The sequence below is a fragment of the Undibacterium sp. 5I2 genome, from assembly GCF_035019605.1.
Taxonomy (GTDB): Bacteria; Pseudomonadota; Gammaproteobacteria; order Burkholderiales; family Burkholderiaceae_D; genus Undibacterium.
The window spans coordinates 1-3,736 of the sequence record NZ_JASJVS010000119.1 but is presented as its reverse complement, the minus strand read 5'-3'; the positions used below and the strand labels follow the sequence as shown (position 1 = coordinate 3,736).

Sequence of the window (3,736 nt, the reverse complement as noted above, 5' to 3'; positions counted from 1 at the left end):
CCCATACGGAAGGCTACCGAACTGGACTTCCGGCGTACCCGCAAACAGCACATTCATGTTGGCCATCGCCTGACCTGCGCTGTCGGCGATGAAAGCCTCCAATTCATCATAGGCCAGGCCATCGGCTTGGGCTTGATCGCGCAACACTTGCACACCCGATTTACTCGCATCGAAGGCCGGTGCCGCAAATTCATAGGACAAGGGACCCGCATTCCAAGGCACGCCGCTAACCGGATCGTCAATAATGGCCAAGCTGCCAGTACCACCGACGAGGCTAGCTGCAGTCAGTTTTGCGCCGACCACCAAACTGCTGGCCTCGACACGACAACGACCATCACTGCCGGTCGTGCACGTGACTCCGACGCCGACGCTAGGGCGATTACCATTACTGGAAAAGCTCACCCCCGGTGTGGCGGCAAACTGCATCATGGCATTGGCATGCGGCAGCCCGGTCGCACGGTCAACTATATATGCCTCCAACACCACCGTTGCCACGCCATCGGCACTCGCAATACTGCTGCCAACGATCCTTACACCGGCGTTATCGCCGAGGAATGGTGTGATAACCGCACTAAAAGTATACTTGGCCGGGCTGGCCGTATACACGCTGTCCTTACCCAACAACTTCACGCCATTGACACTGACCTCGGTCGTGTAAGTGGCATTGATACGGCTGTAAGCGAGCACACTGCATTCACCGCTGGCATTAGTCCTGCATGTGCCGACGCCGGGCGATGCCGCGCTGCCGAAACGAACATCGGCGGTCCTGGCAAAACTGACATCGACATTCGCCATGCCGTTACCGGCGCTGTCGCCGATAAAGACTTTGAGTTCATTACTCTCCACATTGTCGGCCGCGGCATTGTCGCGCAACACTTGCACGCCTGACTTGCTGGCGTCAAAGAGGGGGGATGAAAACGAATAGCGCAAAGGACCACTGTCCCAAGGACCATCGCTACCCTGCGCCGCAATCGGCCCCATACTGTTATTGGCCGGAATGCTCACTGCCGTCGATTTGAGGCCAACTACCAAACTGCTGGCCTCAACACGACAACGGCCATCCGCAGCGGTGATACAACTTGTGCCCAAACCCAAGCCCGGGCGAACTCCATTACTCGCAAAGCTCACGCCCGGCGTACCGGCAAACTGCACGATGGTGTTGGCAATTGCGGCCCCGCTCACGGCATCTCTGGCAAACCCCTCCAAGACAACCGTTGCTATCCCATCGCCAGCGACAATCTTGGCACCAACAATGCGCACACCAGAATTCACCACACCGATCGGTGCGGTGTTTCTCTTAAATGAATAGCGCGCTGGGCTGGGCGTATAGCCATTGAAGGTGCCGCTCAACAGCGTGCCACCGACGTTGACGACGGTAGTAAAGCGCACACTGTCGCGTAAACTGGTGGCACGCACGCGGCAAGTACCGCTGGCATTGGTTCGGCAGATCGCATCGTTGCCACTGGCAACGCCAACAAATTCGACATCCAGCGTCAGCCCGAAGTTAACATCGACACCGCTGACCGGACGTCCGGCACCGTCACCGATAAAGGCTTCGAGTTCATCATAGGCTGCGCCATCGGCCAGAGCCAAATCGTTGATAACTTTGACGCCCGAACGCCGCGGATCGAAACTGCCCGGTGCGACGAAATTGACATCGATAGGCGCAGACTGGTAATAGTCACTGCCATAGCTATGCGCCATCAGCAGCGGCGAATTGTCTTCGGCCAGCGTGACCGTGACCGGTATCCGGCCCGGTACTAGGCTGGTGATACTGGCGCGACACGACCCCGCGTAGCTGGTTTGGCACGAAGCACTGCCGCCGGCCCAAGTGAAATTAATCCATTTCGATCGATACGCGTCGTTGACCGAGTTACCGCTATAGACATGTACCTCCAGCACGTTTTGCGCGATGCCATCGGCAGCCTGATCATTGGTCACCACACGCACGCCACCATTGATGACGGGCTTGGTGAATTGATAGTTCAAAGGGCTGGCATTCCACGGACCGTCCGGCCCATACATCGGGATGAAGCCTTGATTATTATTGTAAGTCATCAACACAGTGGTGCTTTTCGGGCCGGGCACGGTACTGCGCGCCACGATCCTGCACTTACCGTCGTAATTGGTGTAGCACTGGAAAGCCTGACCAGCTTGCGCCAAGCCCGACCCATCAACACCGCGGAAAGTCACGCCGGGCGTGCCATTGAATTTGACTTCGGCATTCGCTACCGCCAGCCCGGTCGTGGCATCGCGCACATAGCCCTCAAGCGTGACGTAGGCCACCCCATCGGCCGCGGCCGAGCTGCTGTCGACCACGCGCACGCCCGAGACATTGCTGCCACCAGGCGGCGGTGGCGGCGTGATGCCGCCTTGGGTAAATTCAAAATTCATGGTCTGACCGTTCCAAGGTCCATCCCCGCCTATCGCAGGAACTTGGCCATATAACACGTAAACATCAGGCAGCATTTTGGAAGAAGTTCTTCCGGACACGGTACTGACTACCGACACCCGACAACGGCCATCGTAACCGGTGATGCAACGACTGATGCCACCGACAAAAGTGTACGGACCTGGGCTAAAGTTGACACCGGTCACCACCGGTTGGCCGGTATCCGAATTTTTAACAAAGGCTTCCAACATGATCTGAGACTGGCCATCGGCAGGTGCCGTGCTTCTTCCCACGACACGTGCACCGGAGAGGTAAGTAGCCTGTGACGGCGGCGGTGGTGGCGCAACTGAATTTTGTACAATTAAAGTATACGACAAAGGGTTGCCAGAAATACAAGTATTGTATTGCAACTGAACATCCTGACAATCTTGAACTGCGGTATAGGTACCAGGCGTCGAACTCGTCACATCAAAGTCGAACAGACATTCTTGCCCGACCGGAAAATTAACATTGCCCGAAAACCACCAATGATTCCCGGAATAATTAAACGTCATCGGACAATTTGTCACTGGATTGCCATTCCCCGCAATAGACACCCCGTTAGGAAGGTATCCACCATATCGGTATAAAGTATTTCCAGACGTACCAGGATTGCCAGGATGAGCTCTAAATCCCGTGGTATAACGTGAAATTTGGTTGGGCTGTATGACGTTGGGCGTGAACTTCGCCCACGCCGCTCCCACCGCTCCCAACAGCGCCAACGCCAACATCACCTGTGCCAACAGCAGTCGGCTCAACCGCAAATAACGGCCCTGCCATGCCGCCAGTAAGGCGTTCATCCAGACTAAACCCATCCGCTTCATAGTTTTCCTCATTCTCTTCTTCGCTCACAAGTACGCGCCGAACGCGCTGTTTTTACTGTCTGTGTTAAGCCGTCACGGCGCTTTCCACGCGACGTTTTTTTTGCTGCAGCCGGTCGCAGCCGTATTGCCGGCAACCGGTTGGTCTTTCTCAAAACCTTTGGCTTTAATCAAGCTCACCCCCGACCTTGCGGCATGGGCGTGGGCTGGCCGTTATCACACAAGACACAGGCTGGAATCTGCTCTGGCTACGTGATGATGGCGCGGCTGATGCAACGCTCAGAGCAATGTGATCGCGCATGAGCATAAGCTCATGCGCGCCATGGAGATCCGCACCGTTGCAGGCTGCGGCGATGCCGCTATCACAACTTAATCGACCCTCACTTGAAATAGCACCGTACCGCTGGCACCAGGTTTGACTTCACCTTGATATTCAAAACGGATGCTGCCCGTGGCGCCAACAGTCTGCGTAGCTGCACAATCA

At 56.2% G+C, this 3,736-nt stretch carries 1 protein-coding gene; it reads right to left on the bottom strand.

What is annotated here, in order from left to right:
- The coding region (locus tag QN359_RS19505; protein WP_323493618.1) for an Ig-like domain-containing protein at positions 1-3,267 on the bottom strand (3,267 nt) is incomplete at its 3' end.
- Positions 3,268-3,736: the final 469 nt, after the last annotated feature.